General features: G+C 68.3%; 12 protein-coding genes. 7 read left to right on the plus strand and 5 right to left on the minus strand.

Annotation, left to right across the window (positions count from 1 at the left end):
- Window positions 1–19 precede the first annotated feature (19 nt).
- From IAE41_RS07005 to IAE41_RS22640, 3 genes are all read left to right on the plus strand, one after another.
- A complete protein-coding gene (locus IAE41_RS07005) occupies window positions 20–2,335 on the plus strand; it encodes a TonB-dependent siderophore receptor (protein ID WP_200732572.1) in 2,316 nt (771 codons plus the stop codon).
- A 62-nt stretch (window positions 2,336–2,397) separates the two neighbouring features.
- Window positions 2,398–3,135: a response regulator gene (locus IAE41_RS07010; RefSeq protein WP_200732573.1), complete on the plus strand. Its 738-nt coding sequence runs from the start codon at window positions 2,398–2,400 to the stop codon at window positions 3,133–3,135.
- Entirely contained in the window at window positions 3,128–4,534 is a 1,407-nt protein-coding gene (locus IAE41_RS22640) for an ATP-binding protein (protein WP_200732574.1), read from the plus strand. The genes IAE41_RS07010 and IAE41_RS22640 overlap by 8 nt, the downstream gene beginning before the upstream one ends.
- A gap of 142 nt (window positions 4,535–4,676) precedes the next feature.
- Here IAE41_RS22640 and IAE41_RS07020 read toward each other — a convergent pair whose 3' ends face one another.
- A complete protein-coding gene (locus IAE41_RS07020; protein ID WP_108745596.1) occupies window positions 4,677–5,000 on the minus strand; it encodes a hypothetical protein in 324 nt (107 codons plus the stop codon).
- A 148-nt stretch (window positions 5,001–5,148) separates the two neighbouring features.
- Here IAE41_RS07020 and IAE41_RS07025 point away from each other — a divergent pair, with 148 nt between their 5' ends.
- The 3 genes from IAE41_RS07025 to ligD all read left to right on the plus strand — a co-directional run bounded on the left by IAE41_RS07025 (window position 5,149) and on the right by ligD (window position 9,034).
- Window positions 5,149–5,547, plus strand: coding sequence for a hypothetical protein (locus IAE41_RS07025; protein ID WP_108745597.1), 399 nt, complete (start codon window positions 5,149–5,151; stop codon window positions 5,545–5,547).
- A gap of 91 nt (window positions 5,548–5,638) precedes the next feature.
- Window positions 5,639–6,568, plus strand: a complete 930-nt coding sequence (locus IAE41_RS07030; protein ID WP_200732575.1) for a Ku protein — start codon at window positions 5,639–5,641, stop codon at window positions 6,566–6,568.
- Between the two features lie 3 nt (window positions 6,569–6,571).
- Window positions 6,572–9,034 (plus strand): DNA ligase D, encoded by a 2,463-nt coding sequence (gene ligD, locus IAE41_RS07035; RefSeq protein ID WP_200732576.1) that lies wholly within the window; start codon window positions 6,572–6,574, stop codon window positions 9,032–9,034.
- Window positions 9,035–9,122: 88 nt separating this feature from the next.
- Here ligD and IAE41_RS07040 read toward each other — a convergent pair whose 3' ends face one another.
- From IAE41_RS07040 to IAE41_RS07055, 4 genes are all read right to left on the minus strand, one after another.
- Complete coding sequence (locus IAE41_RS07040) at window positions 9,123–11,873, minus strand: TonB-dependent receptor (protein WP_234458354.1); 2,751 nt, start codon at window positions 11,871–11,873, stop codon at window positions 9,123–9,125.
- A gap of 169 nt (window positions 11,874–12,042) precedes the next feature.
- Window positions 12,043–12,438: a hypothetical protein gene (locus tag IAE41_RS07045; RefSeq protein ID WP_200732578.1), complete on the minus strand. Its 396-nt coding sequence runs from the start codon at window positions 12,436–12,438 to the stop codon at window positions 12,043–12,045.
- 489 nt (window positions 12,439–12,927) lie between these two features.
- Entirely contained in the window at window positions 12,928–13,566 is a 639-nt protein-coding gene (gene eda / locus IAE41_RS07050) for a bifunctional 4-hydroxy-2-oxoglutarate aldolase/2-dehydro-3-deoxy-phosphogluconate aldolase (protein WP_200732579.1), read from the minus strand.
- Window positions 13,553–14,572 carry a sugar kinase gene (locus IAE41_RS07055; RefSeq protein WP_200732580.1) on the minus strand — a complete coding sequence of 340 codons (1,020 nt, stop codon included), beginning with the start codon at window positions 14,570–14,572 and terminating at the stop codon, window positions 13,553–13,555. The genes eda and IAE41_RS07055 overlap by 14 nt, the downstream gene beginning before the upstream one ends.
- Window positions 14,573–14,857: 285 nt before the next feature.
- Between IAE41_RS07055 and IAE41_RS07060 the strand changes: the two genes are divergently transcribed.
- Window positions 14,858–17,638 carry a TonB-dependent receptor gene (locus tag IAE41_RS07060; protein ID WP_079224511.1) on the plus strand — a complete coding sequence of 927 codons (2,781 nt, stop codon included), beginning with the start codon at window positions 14,858–14,860 and terminating at the stop codon, window positions 17,636–17,638.
- Window positions 17,639–17,718 lie beyond the last annotated feature (80 nt).

Genomic DNA, 17,718 nt, shown 5'->3' on the forward strand with positions numbered 1-17,718 from the left:
TCCGATAAGGACTCCCCCTGTGACTGCCGATGCCCTCACCCGCGCGGGCCTGCCGCGCGCTGCCCTGCCGTGCCCGCCTGCCTTCGGTCGACGCGCTCTTGCCCTGGCTGTCGTCCTGGCGCTGCCGCTGGCGGCCCACGCCGAAGCGCCTGCCGATGCCAATCCGACCACCCTGGATGGCCTGGAAGTGACCGCGCGCCGCCAGTCACAGGCTGACAGCTACACCCTGCCGATCAGCAAGGCCGCCATCGGCCTGGACCTGAGCCTGCGCCAGACCCCGCAGTCGGTGACCACGGTCACCCGGCAGCAGATGGATGACCTGCAGATCGAGTCCATCAACGACGTGCTGACCAGCACCACCGGCATCACCACCTATTCGCTGGACAACGCCGGCCGCACCACCTTCCGTGCGCGCGGCTTCGACATCGGCAACTTCAAGGTCGACGGCATGCTGATCAACGGCGCCAGCAGCTTCAGCGGCGGCGGCGCGGGCCTGAACATGGACCTGTATGACCACGTGCAGGTGGTGCGCGGCGCCAACGGCCTGCTCGGTGGTACCGGCGACCCGTCGGCCACCATCTACCTGGAGCGCAAGCGCCCGACCCGCGAGTTCGGCGGGGCCGCCTCGCTGACCCTGGGCAGCCATGACAAGCGCCGCCTGATGGGCGACGTCAACGTGCCGCTGACCGCCGATGGCCGCGTGCGCAGCCGCTTCGTGGTCAGTGCCGAGGATTCGGACAGCTTCCGCCAGCGCGAGGACCTGCAGCGCCTGGGTGGCCTGGCCAGCTTCGAGGCCGACCTGGGCGACGCCACCGTGGTGAACCTGGGCGTGCAGTACGAGCGCACCCGCAACGGCGGTGGCTCGTGGGGCAGCAACGTGCCGATCTGGTGGGCCGACGGCACCCGCACCCACCTGCCGCGCAGCACCAACCCGGCCGCCGACTGGAGCGTGGCCAAGCGTGACAACACCTCGGTGTTCGGCAGCGTGGAACAGGGCCTGGGCGCGGACTGGAAGCTGCGCGTGGCCTTCGCCCATGACAGCGGCGAGAGCTACACCAACTACGGCGTGGCCAAGGTCAACAACGCGGCGCCGGGCAAGGGCTTTGCCGGCTTCTGGAACCCCGATGGCAGCGGCGCGTTCCTCAACGCGATCCACAACGAATCGGAAACCCGTCGCGACAACCTGGACATCAGCGTGAGCGGCCCGCTGCAGCTGTTCGGCCGCGAGCACCAGCTGATGGCCGGCTTCAACGGCTACCGCAGCGAGATCACCGACTACGCCTTCAGCGCCGCACTGGGCAACTGCACCATCGGCGGCGTGGCCCCGTGGAGTGGCTGCCAGTACCGTGCGGTGGGCCTGCCGATCGATGACTGGCGCACCTGGGACGGCAGCTACGCGCCGTACGAAACCTTCCGCACCCCGGCCCGCACCAAGACCATCACCCAGAACGTGGGCGGCTACCTGGCCGGCCGCTTCAGCCTGGCCGAGCCGCTGTCGCTGGTGCTGGGCACCCGCGTGAGCAACTACAAGACCTACAACCAGGTCTACACCAAGGCCGACGTGCGCACCCGTGGTGCTGCCACGGGCGACCAGCAGGTGGTCACCCCGTACGCGGGCCTGGTGTGGGACTTCGCGGCGAACTACTCGGCCTACGTGAGCTACACCGATGTGTTCAGCCCGCAGGGCAACGTGCGCGATGCCAACGACACCCTGCTCGACCCGGTGACCGGCAAGAGCTACGAAGCCGGCATCAAGGGCGAATGGGCCGACGGTGCGTTGAATGCTGCCCTGGCCGTGTTCCGCAACGAGCAGAACAACGTGGCCGAGAGCACTGGCGAAGTGCATCCGGTGACTGGTTTCAACATCTACCGCGCGGTGGATGGCGTGGTGTCCAAGGGTGCCGACCTGGAAGTCTCCGGGCGCCTGGCGCAGGGCTGGAACGTGTATGCCGGCTACACCTGGCTGCAGGTCGATGGCCTGTCCTACCAGCAGGACCCGCGCCACCTGCTGCGCCTGAACACCTCCTGGACCCTGCCGGGCGCGCTGTCGAAGCTGACCGTGGGCGGTGGCCTGTCGATGCAGAGCGGCACGGTGATGTCGACCAACCCGGGGCGCCCGCTGGGCGGTGGCAAGTACGACGCCAGCAACCTGCCGATGGGCGGCTACACCCTGGTCAACCTGATGGCGCGCTACGCCCTGACCGACACCGTGCAGTTGGCGGTGAACGTGAACAACCTGACCGACAAGCTGTACTACACCCAGTACGGCTTCTACGACGGGCTGATCTTCGGCGAGCCGCGCACCACCACCTTCAGCATCCGCGCGCGCTTCTAAGCGCCGCCGCGGCACCGGCCTGCTGCCCTGCAGGCCGGTGCTGCATCTGGGAAGATGCGTCCATGCCCGAGTCCCCACCCCCGCCCGCCCGCATCCTGGTCGTCGATGATGATCCGGAGATCGGCGCCCTGCTCGCCCAGTACCTCGGCCAGCAGGGACTGCAGACCGTCGTCGCCGGCGATGGTGATGGCATGCGCGCGGCGTTGGCTGCCGGGACCTTCGACGCGGTGGTGCTGGACCTGATGCTGCCCGGCGAGGATGGGCTGGCCCTGTGCCAGCAGCTGCGCGAGCAGACCGCGCTGCCGGTGATCATGCTGACCGCGCGTGGCCGCCCGGCCGACCGCATCCTCGGCCTCGAACAAGGCGCCGATGACTACATGGCCAAGCCGTTCGACCCGCGCGAGCTGCTGCTGCGGCTGCGCGCGGTACTGCGGCGGCAGGCGCCCGTGCAGGCCGCCCCGGCCCCCACGGCGGACGTGGCGCGCCTGCGCTTCTCCGGCTGGACCCTGGACCCGCGCACCCACCTGCTGCAGGCCGACGATGGCCGCCGCCACCTGCTGGGCGAGACCGATTTCAGCGCACTGCAGCTGTTCCTGCGGCATCCCGACGAAGTGCTCGAGCGCGATTTCCTGGTGGAGCAGGTGTACGGCCGCGACCGCATGCCCAGCGACCGCAGCATCGACATGTGCATCAGCCGGCTGCGGCAGATGCTGGAACATGACAGCCGCGCGCCGCTGCTGATCCGCACCGTGCGCAACCGGGGCTACTGCCTGGCCGGCCCGGTGCAGGCCGATGGCTGAGGCACGCCTGGGCTGGCCGCGCACGCTGTACGGGCGGCTGGTGCTGGTGCTGGTGGCCGGCATGCTGCTGGCGCAGCTGCTGACCGGCACCGTCTGGCATGACGCCCGCTACGAGCGGGTGGCCGAGATCCCCGCGCGACTGGCTGCCGCGCATGTCGCGCAGACGCTGCGCCTGCTGGAGGCGCCGGCCTCGCCGCTGGCCGGCGCCGACCCCGCCGTGCTGTCCACGGCCGACCTGACGGTGCGAGCGGTGGAAGACAGCGGCCATGTTTCGCTGCGCCCGCGCGACCGCGCGGTGGAACAGCTGCTGCGTGCTTCGCTGCAGGGCGAGCTGGGCATGCCGCGCGAGCTGCACCTGCAGCGCCTGCGCCTGTACGACGCGCAGGGCCGGGAGGATGACAAGGTGCTGTCGGCACGCCACGTCGCCGGCCAGTTCCAGCTGCGCGTGCGCAGTGCCCAAGGCAACTGGCTGCAGTTCGACGTGCGCGAAGGCCAGGCCGGCCTGCAGCTGGAACCGGCACATGCGCTGGGCGACTACCTGCTGCGCATCTACGGCCTGCGCACCCTGCTGATCGTGCTGCTGGCCCTGCTGGTGGTGCGCTGGCTGACCCGGCCGCTGACCCGGCTGGGCGCTGCCGCACAGGCCCTGGGCCGCAACCTGCATGCACCGCCGTTGCCGCTGGAAGGCCCACGCGAGGTGCGCCAGGCCGCACAGGCCTTCAACCAGATGCAGCAGCAGCTGCAGCAGGCCGCGCAGGGCCGCGAGGAGCTGCTGGCAGCGGTCTCGCACGACCTGCGCTCGCCACTGACCCGCCTGCGCCTGCGGACCGAACTGCTGGCCGACGAGACCGCACGCACCCGCTGGCGTGCCGACCTGGACGACATGCAGGAGCTGGTGGATTCCATCCTTGATTACAGCAGTGCCACCCAGCTGCGCGGCGACCGCGAGCCGATCGACATCGATGCCCTGCTACGCACCGTGGTGGAGGACGCACGCGAGGCCGGCCATGCCGTGCAGCTGCAGGGCCGGGTGGGCGTGGCTTATCCCGGCTTCCCGCGCAGCCTGAAGCGCGCGCTGGCCAACCTGCTGGACAACGCCGGGCGCTATGGCGGCGGCGCGCAGGTCGAGGCCTGGGGCGATGCCGAGGCCATCCACATCAGCATCGCCGACCAGGGCCCGGGCATCCCGGCCGCACAACGGGAGCGGATGCTGCAGCCCTTCCAGCGCCTGGAGGCTTCACGCAGTGCGCGCCATGGTGGCACCGGGCTGGGCCTGAGCATCGCCGTGGCGGTGGTGCAGGCGCACGGCGGCCAGCTTGCGCTGGAGGACGGCCCGGGCGGACGCGGGCTGTGCGTGCGGATCACCCTGCCGCACTGCCCGGGCACGCGCAGCCGGTAGCGCCGGGCCATGCCCGGCGAGCGCGCAGCGCGGGATTCGTGTCCACGATCAGAAGCAGCCGAGCACAGGCTCGGCTCTACAGGGATCGCAGCCATCGGTAGCGCCGGGCCGTGCCCGGCGAGCGCGCCGCGCGGCGGCAGGCTCAATCCGGTGCCTTGGCCGGCACGAACGGCGAGGTCGGATCGCTGGCCGGGAAAGTTTCTTCCAGCGCCTGGTCCTGGTTGTCGCTGGCATGCTGCTTGCGCTCGCGGCGCTTGAGCGGGCTTTCCTGGCCGCCGCGGTGGCGGTCGCCGCAGTCCTTGCGGTCCTGCGCGGCCTGTTCAGGGTGATGGACGGCCGGCAGCGCATCTTCGTGCGGCACCTGCATGCCGGCGCCCCGGTCCTCGGCATCGGCCAGATCGTGCTTGGCACGGGATTCGCCCGGCACGGGGGCGTGGGTCTGGCGCAGCGGATCACGGTTGGACATGGCGATTACCTGGCGATGGGCGGGGGGCTCCACTACAGCGCGGCAGAGGTAAAGCCGCCGCGAACCCCGCGTCATGAACATCTCTGTCACGGCTGGATAACGGCACCGCCGGTATTCCTGCCCACCCGCCCTGCTGCAGGAGCCGGCCATGGCCCGTCTTGAACGCCCCGCCCCGTCCGTGTTCAACGCCCTGCTGGATCCGCTCGGCGCCCGCACGCCCCTGCGCCGCGCGCGCCGCCATGAGGACCCGCAGGCGGTGGCGCAGGATTACCTGCAGTACATGCTCAACGACTATGAGCGGCGCCGCGCCAACGGCCACCGCAACTGGCGCGACCTGTGCCCGGTGTACGCCTTTGCCCTGACCACCCACGCCGCTGACTGGCCGCGCGGCGGCGACGCCGATACCGGCGAGGAACTGGCCGCGCACTGGGAGCAGATGCGTGGGCAGTCGCGGTTGGGCTGGTCGCAGGCACGCCCGGTGGTGGAGGACGCCTGGCGCGCGCTGGACCACATTCCGGCGGCGGCGGTGCGGCCCCTGCTGCAGTAACCCGGCGCCACCCGGCCTGCACGGGGCCGACACAGCCGTTTCACGGTGGGCGTCCGAAGCTGGCCGCCCCGCCGCAATGCAGGTGCGTGCCATGGCCCGCCCGATCTGGACCGGTACCCTCTCCTTCGGCCTGCTGAACGTGCCGGTCTCGCTGATGTCCGGCGAACGCAAGGTCGACCTGCAGTTCCGCATGCTCGACTCGCGCGACCGCAAGCCGATCCGCTTCGAGCGGGTCAACGCCGATACCGGCGAGGAAGTGCCGTGGAAGGACATCGTCAAAGCCTACGAGTACGACAAGGGCAGCTACGTCGTGCTGGAAGAAGGCGATATCCGCTCGGCCGCGCCGGAAAGCCATGAAACGGTGGAGGTGGAAACCTTCGTCGATGCCACCCAGATCGATCCGCGCTACTTCGAGAAGCCCTACCTGCTGCTGCCCGGCAAGAAGGCCGAGAAGGGCTACGTGCTGCTGCGCGAAACCCTGCGCGGTACCGGCAAGGCCGGCATCGCGCGGGTCGTGGTGCGTACCCGCGAATACCTGTGCGCGGTGATGCCGCAGGGCCACGCGCTGGTGCTGATGATCCTGCGCTACCCGCAGGAACTGGTTGATCCGGAAGACTACAAGCTGCCCACCGGCAGCCTGTCCGACTACCGCATCACCGCCAAGGAAACGGCGATGGCCGGGCAGCTGATCGAATCGATGGCCGCCGACTGGGACCCCTCGCAGTACCACGATGAATTCCGCGAACGCCTGCAGCAGGTGCTGAACAAGCGCATCAAGACCAAGGGCGGCACCACCCAGGTGGAAGAGGAGCCGGCGCCGCACGAAGACGCCAGCACCAACGTGGTGGACTTCATGGCGCTGCTGCAGAAGAGTCTGGATGCCAACACGCGCACGCCGGCGAAGAAGACCGCGACGCGCAAGGCACCGGCGAAGAAGGCTGCGAAGAAAGCTGCCAAGAAGACCGCAGCCAAGACAGCCAAGGCGACGAAGAAGACCGCGCCGCGCCGCAAGGCAGGCTGAGCCATGTCGCTGCACCAGTACCGCCGCAAGCGCCGCCTGGGCGGTGGCAGCGGGCAGACGCCGGAGCCGGATGATGGCCCGGCTGCGGGCAATCCAAAGCGGCGGCCGCAGTTCGTCATCCAGCTGCACCACGCCAGCGCGCGGCACTATGATTTCCGCCTGGAAATGGACGGCGTGCTGAAGAGCTGGGCGGTGCCCAAGGGACCATCGCTGCGGGTGGGCGAGAAGCGCCTGGCGGTGGAGGTCGAGGACCACCCGCTGTCCTACGCCGGCTTCGAAGGGGATATTCCCGAAGGCCACTATGGCGCCGGCCATGTGCAGGTATTCGACCACGGCAGCTGGGCCTGCGAAGGCGACCCGCTGCAGGCACTGGCCGCCGGCAAGATCGACTTCGTGCTGCACGGGCAGCGCTTGAGTGGCGGTTGGAAGCTGGTGCGCACGGCCATGAAAGGGCGCCAGGTGCAGTGGCTGCTGATCAAGCGCGATGATGCCGATGCGCGCGATGCCGAGGCCGATGATCTTCTGGAGGACGCCATGCCTGCACCCCGGGCTGCAGCAAAGCGGGCGAAGAAGGCCGCGCGCGCGACTCCACGCAAGGCAGAGGCGCGCTGGCATGCACGCGCGCTGAAGCTGGCCGGTGCACGCGACCAGCCCTACCCGCGTGGCTTCAAGCCGCAGCTGACCGATCACCGCGATACCGCGCCGGACGGCGAACTTTGGCTGCACGAGATCAAGTGGGATGGCTACCGCCTGCTGGCCGACCTGCACGACGGCGAGGTGAAGCTGCGCTCGCGCAATGGCCTGGACTGGACCGGTGATTTTCCCGAAGTCGCCCAGGCCGTGCGCGCGCTGCCCGTGCACGATGCACGGCTGGACGGCGAACTGGTGGTCCTCGACGCACACGGACGCAGCGATTTCGCCGCCCTGCAGCGTGTCATCGATGGCAGCTCGAAACAGCCGCTGCGCTACATCGTGTTCGACCTGCCCGGTGTGGCCGGCGTGGACATCAGCCGCGCACCGCTGCGGGAACGCAAGGCGCTGCTGAAGGCCCTGATCGGGACGGAGCCAGGCACGCTGGCCTTCAGCGATCATGTAGTCGACCACGGCCCGGCGGTGTTTGCTGCCAGCGGCGACGCCGGCTTCGAAGGCATCGTCAGCAAGCAGGTCGATGCGCCCTACGTGAACACCCGTGCGCGCAGCTGGGTGAAGGTGAAGCACGAGGACAGCGATGAGTTCATCATCATCGGCCACACGGCGCCCAAGGGCAGCCGGGTCGGCTTCGGTTCGCTGCTGCTGGCCACGCCCGATGCGGGTGGCCTGCGCTATGTCGGCCGGGTCGGCACCGGCTTCGACGATGCGGGCCTGAAGGCGCTGAGCACCGTGCTGGCCCCCTTGGCGGTGAAGACGCCGGTACTGGAGCTGCCGGCGCATGTGCCGTTCGGTGCCGCCAGCGTGCGCTGGGTGAAACCGGTGGTGGTGGCCGAAGTGGCTTTCCGTGGCTGGGGCAAGGAAGGACTGCTGCGCCAGGCCAGCTTCAAGCGCCTGCGCAGCGACAAACGCAGGGAGGACCTGGGCGTGGCACCAGCGGTGGAGCGCGATGATGCGGCGGTGGCCATCAGCCATCCCGAGCGGGTGGTGTACCCGAAGCAGAAGCTCAGCAAGGGCGATGTGGCCGCCTACTACCAGCAGATGGCGCGCTGGATCCTGCCGGAGATTGCCGGCCGCCCGCTGTCGCTGCTGCGCTGTCCCGATGGCGTCGGCAAGGCCTGCTTCTTCCAGAAACACCATGGCCCCGGCCTGGGCGATGGCGTGCATGCGGTGCCGTTGCAGCAGAAGAGCGGTCGCGAGGATTACGTGTACATCGATGATGCGCGCGGGCTGCTGCAGCTGGTGCAGATGAACACGCTGGAGCTGCACCCGTGGGGCGCGACGGTCGAGGATCCCGAGCATCCGGACCGGCTGGTGTTCGACCTCGACCCCGGCGACGGCGTGAGCTGGGCGCAGGTGAAATCGGGTGCGCGCGAGGTGCGCGACCGCTTGCAGCTGGTCGGCCTGCAGAGCTTCGTGCGGCTGTCCGGCGGCAAGGGCGTGCACGTGGTGGTGCCGCTGCAGCCGAAGGCCGGCTGGGAACAGGCCAAGGCCTTCTGCGAGGCATTTGCGCAGGCGATGGCGCTGGAGCAGCCCAATCGCTACGTGGCAACCATGAGCAAGGCCAAGCGCGAGGGCGTGATCTTCATCGACTGGCTGCGCAACACCCGTGGTGCCACCAGCGTGTGTTCGTGGTCGCTGCGCGCGCGTGAGGCGGCAGGCGTGGCGGTGCCACTGCGCTGGGAAGAACTGGCAAAGGTGAGCGCCGCCGATGCGTTCCCGATGCAGAAGGCGCTGGCCCGGGCGAAGCGCCTGAAGGGGAATCCGTGGCAGGGCATCGAACGCGTGAAGCAGGTGTTGCCGACCGGTAATCGGTAGCGCCGGGCCACGCCCGGCGAGCGCGCAGCGCGGATACGTTGCGTGTCGCCGGGCACGGCCCGGCGCTACCAGATCAATGCAGCGTGGATCAGAAGTCCGCGCGGATGCCGAAGGTGACGCGGCGGCCGGAGAACTCGTACTGGGTCGGGAACGCCTTGTCGATCGTGTAACCGCTGGTCTTCTCGTCCAGCAGGTTGATCGCTTCCAGGTTCAGCTTCCAGGTGTCATTGAGGCGGAAGCCGATCGAGGCATCCAGCTGGCCATAGGCATCGCGGTAGACCGGATACATGTTCAGGTGGATGTACTCGACGTACTTGTCCTTGTAGTTGTACGAGGCGCGCGCGCTGAAGCGGTCGTTCTCGTAGTACAGGGTGAAGTTGTACGCCTTCTCGGCCAGGCCTTCCGGCGGGGTCGGGATATCCAGGTCCGAGGCACCGGTCAGCGAGTTGTCCAGCTGGGTGTAGTTGGCATTGATGCCCCAGCCTTCCAGCGCCGGGTGCAGCATCGACAGCGGCAGCTGCGCGACCAGCTCCACGCCGGTCACCTTGTAGGAACCGTCGGCGTTGACCGGCTGGTAGACCTCGAAGTCGTAGTAGCCGTCCAGTGAACCGTTGGCGTTGAGCTTCTCAACGTTCGGCACGATGCCGGTCAGCGACTGCCGCACCACGCCGTCGATCTTCTTGGAGAAGTACGACGCGGCCAGCAGGCCACCGTTCTGCAGGTACTTTTCCAGGCCCACTTCCCACTGCTTGGCGGTGGTCGGCTTCAGCGCCGGGTTGCCGTCCATGAAGCGGAAGCTGCTCCAGCTGACCGTACGACGGTAGGCGATGTCGGTCAGCGACGGGCGCATCAGCGTTTCCGAGGCGGCACCGCGCAGCACCAGGCCGTCGGCGATCTCGGCGGTCATGTTGAAGCTGGGCAGGATCTTGCTGTAGTCGCCGCTGCTGGAAATCGGCGACGGCGTGTAGCCGTTGCTGCCGTCGGCGTTCTGCACCGGGTGGAAGCCGGCCGAATCGACGTCGGTGTCGATCGAGCGCACGCCCAGGTTGGCGTACACCGGCACGCTGCCGATATCGAAGTAGAAGTCGGCCATGGCATACAGCGCCAGGGTCTTTTCCTTCACTTCGTAGTACTGGCCCGGATCGATCGGGGTTTCATAGCCCGGGTAGCGGAACGTGGCACGCGCGTAGGCATTGGAGATCTGCTGCCAGTCCAGGTCGCTCGGGCGATAGCCGCCGCCCGGGGCCAGCTGGCTGATCCACACCGGGTTGCTGTCGGCCAGCGTGCGGGTGTTCACCCACGCGGCGCTGCCGGCGGTCGGGCCCTGGATCTTGCCGCTGCCGAACTCGCGTTCCTTGGTCTTGTCGGTGTAGCGCGCGCCGAACTGCACGCCGCTCAACGCCGGGAAGAAGGCCAGGTTCATCTGCCGGCGCAGGTCGAGCTGCGCGGCGTACTTGTCATCCTTCACCTTCTCCAGCTCGGTTTCGTACGCTTCGAACAGGTACTTGTCCGCGGCGTTGTACATGTCGAAACCACCGGTGGTGCTGGGCACGGTCTCGCCGCCGTTGCTGGTCCAGCGCGTGCGCGACGGTGCGTAGGCCACATGCTTGAGGTTGGCGTAGTCCGAATCCTTGCGCGCACCGGAATAGCCGACCAGCGCATCGATGTCCCAGCCGCCGACCTTCCAGTCCAGCTTGCTGCTGAACTGGCGGTAGTCGGTGTTGGCGTTCCGTTCCTTGCTGAGGATCTCGTGCTGGGTGGCGGTGTAGGCCACGTCCTTCAGCACGGTGATGCCGTAGTCGCCCAGCGTGGTGTTGTCGTAGTCGTAGATGCGGTCCAGGGTGCTGCGGCTGGATGCCGAGTAGGCCGCGGCATCGTACTCGTCTTCGTGCGTGTCATAGCCGCCGAACATCGCATCGAAGCTGAGCGACAAGGTATCGCTGGGCTTGAACTGCAGCGATGCGGTGGCGCCCCACTGGTCCTGCTCGTTGAGGTAGACGCGGTCGCCGACCTTGTCCTGGAAGATGATGCGGCTGGTCTCGTCCTTGTCCATGCGGTCCTGCACGACGATGCCGGCATCACGCGCCAGCACGGCGGCGGCCTGCGAACTACGCGTGCCCGACGCTTCCAGGAAGCGGCCCATGGGACGGAAGTTGATGCCCGAGTTGGAGTCGGTGCGGTTGGTGCGCTTGGCCTTGGAGAACGACACCAGGCCGCCCCAGTCGCCCCAGGTGTCACTGGCGAGGAAGGAGATCTTCGGATCGATCCTGCCGTTGATCGAGTTGTGCGAGGCTTCGGCCGAGGCACTGAACTTGGGCTCGGGGAAGTCGAACGGCTTGGCCGTCTCGATGTAGACCGAACCGGCGATGCCACCTTCCTCGTCGGCTGCGGTCGGCGACTTCTGCACGGTCACCGTCTGCACGACGTCGGCGGCGAAGATGTCGAACTGCACGTCGCGCCCACCACTGCCCGAGGCGGTGGCGAGGTTGTTGATGGATACCAGGGTGAACTCGCTGGGCAGGCCACGCACGCTGACCTTGCTGCCCAGGCCCTTGTTGCGCTCGATGGTCACGCCCGGCATGCGCTGCAGCGCTTCGGCCAGGTTCTGCTCGGGGAAGTCGGCCACGTCGGTGGCGACGATCGAATCGGAGAAGCCGATGTTGGCGCGCTTGAGGTCGACGGCGCGTTCCAGGCTTTTGGCATAGCTGCCAGAGACCGTGACGGTGTCCAGCTGCTGCAGCTGTTGCCGGGTATCGCCATCGGCGGCTTCTTCAGCCATTGCATCGATGGGCAGCACGGCGAGGCCGCCGATCAGCACCGCATGCACGGCGCGGGACAAAAGCTTCGCATGGGGGGCCGCAGCGGCGGCCTCCCGGTTCTGGTAACGCATCGGATGATTTCCCGGTTCCCTGTGGTGTCTTACGCCGCGCCTGCCCCTTTATCCGTGGGTGCAGGCCCCTGCGCCGCGTTGCCGACCTTCGGCGGGCACCGAGCCTAGGGGGGAATTGTTAAGCCTGTGTTGCGCTGCGGGACGGACGACGACCGAACCACCAGCCACCGAGCAGCTGCAGCGGCAGCGACACCAGCAGGGAGATGGCGAACCAGCGCGGAAAATCACCGCCCATCACCCACAGCCCGTAGCCGCTGCCGACCACCAGCAGCGTCCAGATGGACGTGCCATGCGCACGCGGCCAGCACGGTGCGTAGTAGGTGGCGAAGGCGATGCCGGCGATGCCGCCGAGCACGGTGAAGGCCAGGTCCCAGCCCAGCTGCGCTTCGCTGCCGGGGTGCAGGCCGAACAGCGACGGCAGCCAGCCGCCGGCACTGCTGACCAGGGCCAGCGCGAGCAGCGCGCCGACCAGGGCGACGATGGACAGGAAAACGGTCTTGAGCATCTCGGGCATGTGCGCATTGTACGGCGCAGCGTGCACAGGAGCGGCATGGCCGCCGCATCCGTGGGAGAGGGAAACGGAGCGGCGGCCACGCGCAGGCGGATTCGCAATGTTGGCGTGCCCGACCCGCCTCCCACGGCCACGAAGTGCCCCACGCCCGTCATGGCCGGGGAACTGCGGCGGGTCTGGTCCGCCAGCCATGCCGCATGGCAATGGCTGTGTGGCAGAGGCCTCGGGTATCGAAGATTCCAGCGCCATGCCCGCCCCCGGACATGGCACCGGGCGTCGATGCCCGTGGCGTGCCGAACTCGCGGAAGGCGATGCCCTCCGCTTGAGGGAGAGCATGCAGGGGCGGCGTTGGCGCTGCCTTGATCCTGATCAATGGATCGAGGCAGCGTAGAGTCGAGCTTGCTCGACTGCCTTTTGCCAGAAGCCAGTCGAGCAAGCTCGACTCTACGCAGAGCAGCCGTCGAGCATGGCTCGACGCTACCGAAGCGCTGGTCAGCCGGCCAGCACCGCTGCTTCGCGGGCCAGGCGCTCGATGCTGTCCCAGTCGCGCGACTGCATCAGGGCCGCGGTGGTCAGCCACGAACCGCCCACGCACAGCACGTTGGGCAGGTGCAGGAACTGCGGCGCGGTCTGCGCGCTGATGCCACCGGTCGGGCAGAAGCGCACGTCGGCGAACGGGCCGTGCCACGCCGACAGCAGCGGCGCACCGCCGGACTGCACCGCCGGGAAGAACTTGAACGTGTCCAGGCCGTGCTCCAGGCCGAGGATCAGTTCCGAACCGGTAGCCACGCCGGGCAGGTACGGCAGATCGGCGTCGCGCGCGGCGGCGTACAGCGTCGGCGTCGCACCGGGCGACACCGCGAAGCGCGCACCGGCTGCCTTGGCGGCCTCCATCTGCGCCGGCGTCAGCACCGTGCCTGCGCCCACCACGGCGTCGGGCACGGCCTCGACCATCGCCTTGATCGCGTCCAGCGCACGCGGCGTGCGCAGCGTCACCTCGATCACCGGCAGGCCGCCACGGAACAGCGCCAGGGCCACCTGCACCGCATCGTCGATGTCATCAGGGGTGAACACCGGGATCACCGGTGCAAGTTTCAGTACCGCACGTACGCGCGGATCAGCGCCGGACATCGAATCGCTCCTCGCCCACCAGGGCCAGTACGTCAGCTTCGCTGACGGGGTTGAAATCGCCGGGGATGGAGTGCTTCAGACCACCGGCGGCCAGGCCGAAACGCACGGTGGCGTCGGCATCGAAGCCGGACAGGATGCCATGCAGGATGCCTGCGGCGAATGCATCGCCACCGCCGATGCGGTCGACGATGCCCTGCAGCTGGCGCACCGGTGCCTGCGCGCGGGTGCCGTCGCGGCCCAGCAGCAGCGCGCCCAGGGCGTGGTGGTCCACGCTGAGGGCCTGGCGCTGGGTGCAGGCCATCCACTGCAGCTGCGGGAATGCCGCGAACGCGGCGGCGGCGGCGGCTTCGACCTTGGCCACCACATCGGCCTGCTCGAAGCGCTGGCCGAGGATCACTTCGATATCGCGGTAATCAGCGAAGACGATGTCGGCCTGGGCGAACAGCGCATGCAGGATCGCCTGCGCATCGCCGCCCCAGCGCTGCCACAGCTTGGGCCGGAAGTTGCCATCGAAGGACACGCGCACGCCCAGCTCGCGCGCCGCACGTGCCGCCGCCAGGGTGGCCTGGGCCACGTCCGGGCCGAGCGCCGGGCTGACCCCTGACAGGTGCAGCCACTGCGCGCCCTGCAGCAGCACCGGCCAGTCGTAGTCGGCGGCGGTGCTGCGCGCGAAGGCCGAGTCGGCGCGGTCATAGACCACTTCGCTGGCACGCTGCACCGCACCGGTCGTGAGGAAGTACAGGCCCATGCGCCCGTCCGGGTCCTGCCGCACGCTGCGCGTGTCGACCCCGTGCCGGCGCAGTTCACCCAGCACGTGGGCGCCCAGCGCGTTGTCGGCCACGGTGCTGACCATGGCCACCTCATGTCCAAAGCGGGACAGCGAGACACCCACGTTCGCTTCGGCCCCGCCCACGTGCACCTGCAGCTGCGGCGACTGCATCAGCAGTTCGTGACCGGGCGCCCCCAGGCGCAGCAGCAATTCCCCGAAACATACGACACGACCCATTTCCGCTCCCTTACGCTGGCCGCCAGCGGGTACTGCTGGGCGGCGTGGAATCGCGCCACGCAGCCGCGTGGCGGTTGACCATCGGTGTCATCGCGAGACCGACCGGCCGTGCACACAGCCTATCAAACTGTCGGAAGCATTGTCCCGCAAGCGTCTTGGAGACATTACAGGTCTGTTGCGGTGCAAGATGCCGCAGAGGGAACGTGCTGCTACCGTCGGCTCTGACCAGCGGTGTCATTCCGCTGAAACACTCGCGAGACCAGACCTTTGGGAGAGGGGAAAGGCATGCATTCTCGGAACCACGCAAAAAAGACACCGGTTACCTTGCTGGCCATGGCGGTCAGCCTGGCCCTTTCGGCGGGCGCCGCCGCCCAGCAGCAGAGCGAGGCGCCCAGCGCCACCAACCTGGATACGGTCAACGTCACCGGCTACCGCGCCAGCGTCGAGAAGGCGCTGGACATCAAGCGTGGCGAGGCCGGCGTGGTCGATGCCATCGTGGCCGAGGATGTCGGCAAGTTCCCGGACCTGAACCTGGCCGAGTCGCTGCAGCGCATCCCGGGCGTGGTCATCACCCGCGAGGCCGGTGAAGGCCGCAACATCTCGGTGCGTGGCCTGGGCCCGGACTTCACCCGCGTGCGCATCAACGGCATGGAAGCGCTGACCACCGTCGGTGCCGGCGACCAGAGCGGCGGCACCAACCGCGGCCGTGGCTTCGACTTCAACGTGTTCGCTTCGGACCTGTTCTCGCAGATGGTGGTGCGCAAGACCGCCTCGGCCGACGTCGAGGAAGGCTCGCTGGGCGCAACGGTCGACCTGCGTACCGCGCGCCCGTTCGACTACGACGGCTTCACCTTCGTGGCCAGTGGCCAGGCCAGCTACAACCAGATGGCCGAGAAGGCCGACCCGCGCCTGGCCGCGTTGATCTCCAACACCTTCGCCGATGGCACCTTCGGCGCGCTGCTGTCGGTGGCCTACTCCGAGCGCCAGGCGCTGGAGGAAGGTTCCAACACCGGCCGCTGGGCCAACGGCCCCAGCAACGGCGGCTTCAGCGCGGCCTCGCCCTTCACCGCCGCGCGCAGTGCCGATGTCTACCACCCGCGCTTCCCGCGCTACGTGCAGATGGAACACCAGCAGAAGCGCCTGGGCGTGACCGGCTCGCTGCAGTGGAAGCCCTCCGACCGCACCGAGATCTCGCTCGACACGCTCTACTCGAAGATCGACGCCACGCGCGACGAGCACTACATCGAAGCGATCTCCTTCAGCCGCAACCGCGACTCGGCCACCGGCGCCAACCGCCGCCCCGACCGCGACGGCAAGCCGGAAACCATCGTGCGCAACGGTGAGATCCGCAACAACGCGCTGCTGTACGGCGAGTTCGACAACGTCGACCTGCGCACCGAGAACCGCCACGACGAATGGAACACCGAGTTCAAGCAGGTCAGCCTGAACTTCGATCATCGCTTCACCGATGATTTCCAGATGACCGGCAAGGTCGGCATCTCGCGCTCGGCGCACGAGAACCCGGTGCAGACCACCATCATCATGGACAAGTACGATGTGGACGGCTACAGCTACGACTACCGTGGCAACAGCCGGGCGCCGATCATCAACTACGGCATCGACCCCACCAATCCCAATGGCTGGGAACTGGCCGAGATCCGCCTGCGCCCGCAGTACGTGGACAACGACTTCGACACCGCCGAAGTCAACTTCAACTGGAACCTCAGCCCCGGCTTCCGCCTGAAGGGTGGCGTGCTGGCCAAGGATTACACCTTCAGCACGCTGGAACTGCGCCGCACCAGCGAAGGCGCAGTGCCGGTGATCGCCAACGGCAGCCGCATCGTGCCGGCCGACCTCACCAGCCAGGCTGGCCTGAAGGGCATCAACGGCTCGCCGTCGAACTGGGTGGTGCCCAACCTGGGTGCCATCGCCGACCTGCTGGACATCTACAGCAACAGCGGCACCTTCGCCGTCGCACCGCGCGCGAACAACAGCCGCAGCGTGGAAGAGAAGGACCGCGGCGTCTGGCTGATGGGTGAGTTCTCCACCGACCTCGGTGCCATCCCGCTGTCGGGCAACTTCGGCGTGCGCTACGTGCAGACCGAGCAGACCTCCAGCGGCGCGGCCACGGTCGGCGGCGTGCTGGTGGATGCCACCACCAACCGCAAGTACAACGACACCCTGCCCTCGTTCAACCTGGTGGCCGAGATCACCCCGGACTTCCTGATCCGCCTGGGTGCGGCCAAGGTGATGAGCCGCCCGGGCCTGGGCAACCTGACCCCGGGCGTGACCGTGGCCGTGGCCGGCGGCGCGCGCACCGTGGCCGGTGGCAACCCCAACCTCGATCCGTTCCGCGCCACCAACGTGGACATGAGCTTCGAGTGGTACTTCGCCGAAGGTGCGATGGCCGGCATCGGCCTGTTCTACAAGGACATCGACTCGTTCGTGCAGACCACCCGCGAAGTGCGCCCGTATTCCAGCAGCGGCCTGCCGGCCAGCCTGCTCGACGGCACCGGCGCTTCGGTCAACGACGACTTCACCTTCAGCATCCCGCTCAACACCCCCGGCGGCGAACTGTATGGCGTGGAAGCCAACTACACCCAGCCCTTCACCTTCCTGCCCGGCAAGTGGTCCAACCTGGGCGTGCAGCTGAACTACACCTGGGTCGACACCAGCATCCAGTACGTCAATGGCGCAGGTGCAGCGGTGATGAAGAACCAGCTGACCGGCACCTCGAAGAACGCGTGGAACGCGACGCTGTTCTACGAAGGCGATGCCTGGTCGGGCCGCGTTTCGGCCACCAACCGCAGCGACTACCTCACCCAGGCACCCGGCCAGGAAACCGGCTTCAACCTGGACGGTTACCACGGCATGACCGGCACCACCGTCCTCGATGCATCCATCCGCTACCGCATCAGCGACCAGCTGGAACTGAGCCTGGAAGGCATCAACCTGACCAACGAAGCCTCGGATGAGTGGGTGTACTCGCCCACCACCGGCCAGCTGCCGCTGCAGTACACCGAAACCGGCCGCCAGTTCCTGCTGGGCGTGCGCTACAAGTTCTGACCGCCGACGCGGGGGGGGGGGGGCCCCCCCCCCCCCCCGGGGGGGGGGGGGGGGGGGGGGGGGGGGGGGGGGGGGGGGGG

The organism is Stenotrophomonas sp. S39 (assembly GCF_016624665.1).
Lineage (GTDB): Bacteria > Pseudomonadota > Gammaproteobacteria > Xanthomonadales > Xanthomonadaceae > Stenotrophomonas.

Bases quoted from the DNA above. Each gene is read 5' to 3' on its own strand.
- IAE41_RS07010 (WP_200732573.1), top strand. From the start codon at position 2,398: ATGCCCGAGTCCCCACCCCCGCCCGCCCGCATCCTGGTCGTCGATGAT.
- IAE41_RS22640 (WP_200732574.1), top strand. From the start codon at position 3,128: ATGGCTGAGGCACGCCTGGGCTGGCCGCGCACGCTGTACGGGCGGCTG.
- IAE41_RS07020 (WP_108745596.1), bottom strand. From the start codon at position 5,000: ATGTCCAACCGTGATCCGCTGCGCCAGACCCACGCCCCCGTGCCGGGC.
- IAE41_RS07025 (WP_108745597.1), top strand. From the start codon at position 5,149: ATGGCCCGTCTTGAACGCCCCGCCCCGTCCGTGTTCAACGCCCTGCTG.
- IAE41_RS07030 (WP_200732575.1), top strand. From the start codon at position 5,639: ATGGCCCGCCCGATCTGGACCGGTACCCTCTCCTTCGGCCTGCTGAAC.
- ligD (WP_200732576.1), top strand. From the start codon at position 6,572: ATGTCGCTGCACCAGTACCGCCGCAAGCGCCGCCTGGGCGGTGGCAGC.
- IAE41_RS07045 (WP_200732578.1), bottom strand. From the start codon at position 12,438: ATGCCCGAGATGCTCAAGACCGTTTTCCTGTCCATCGTCGCCCTGGTC.
- eda (WP_200732579.1), bottom strand. From the start codon at position 13,566: ATGTCCGGCGCTGATCCGCGCGTACGTGCGGTACTGAAACTTGCACCG.
- IAE41_RS07055 (WP_200732580.1), bottom strand. From the start codon at position 14,572: ATGGGTCGTGTCGTATGTTTCGGGGAATTGCTGCTGCGCCTGGGGGCG.
- IAE41_RS07060 (WP_079224511.1), top strand. From the start codon at position 14,858: ATGCATTCTCGGAACCACGCAAAAAAGACACCGGTTACCTTGCTGGCC.